2 protein-coding genes are annotated in these 510 nt (G+C 53.7%); both read right to left on the bottom strand.

Going from position 1 to position 510, the window contains the following annotated elements:
- Nucleotides 1-283, bottom strand: a 283-nt coding sequence (locus tag A3730_RS23320) for a PilN domain-containing protein (protein ID WP_369819116.1), incomplete at its 3' end; no start/stop codon positions are given.
- On the bottom strand, nt 280-510 hold a 231-nt coding region (gene pilM / locus A3730_RS23315), incomplete at its 5' end, for a pilus assembly protein PilM (RefSeq protein WP_197477598.1). The genes pilM and A3730_RS23320, both read right to left, overlap by 4 nt.

The following is a 510-nucleotide window of genomic DNA, read 5'->3' as shown; positions in this document are numbered from 1 at the left end:
TTCCCTGAAGATTCTGAATAACCTCCATTCGTGCAACCAACTCATCCCGACGGGCTTGCAGCTCTTTAATTTCCTTGATCTTTTCGTTCAGCTCAGCGGTTTTGCTCTGGATATGACTATTGCGCGCACGCTGGTCCGCTATTTGCTGATCAACCACACTTTTCCAGCCGAAGAACAGTAAAGCCCCCACCACCGCTGCTACCACCAGCAGAACGATGAACTCCTGCTGCTGTCGCTTGCGGCGCTCTTCGCGCCAGGGCAACAGGTTAATTGTTGTTGTCATTGGTCAAAGCTCCTCAATGCCAGGCCGCAGGCAATCATCAATGCCGGGGCATCATTGGCAATGGCAGAGGCACTCACCTTGTTTGCCAGCGCCATGTCACTGAACGGATTGGCCACAGAACAGCCCGCCCCCACTTTCTCCTGAATCAGATCACCCAGATCGGCGATCGAGGCAGAGCCACCTGCCAGCAGGATGTAATCCACTTCATTGAACTGGGTGGAGCCATA

The sequence above is a fragment of the Alcanivorax sp. HI0044 genome, from assembly GCF_001634945.1.
Note: the sequence above shows the minus strand (reverse complement) of the source record. Positions and strands in the feature narration are given on the sequence as shown.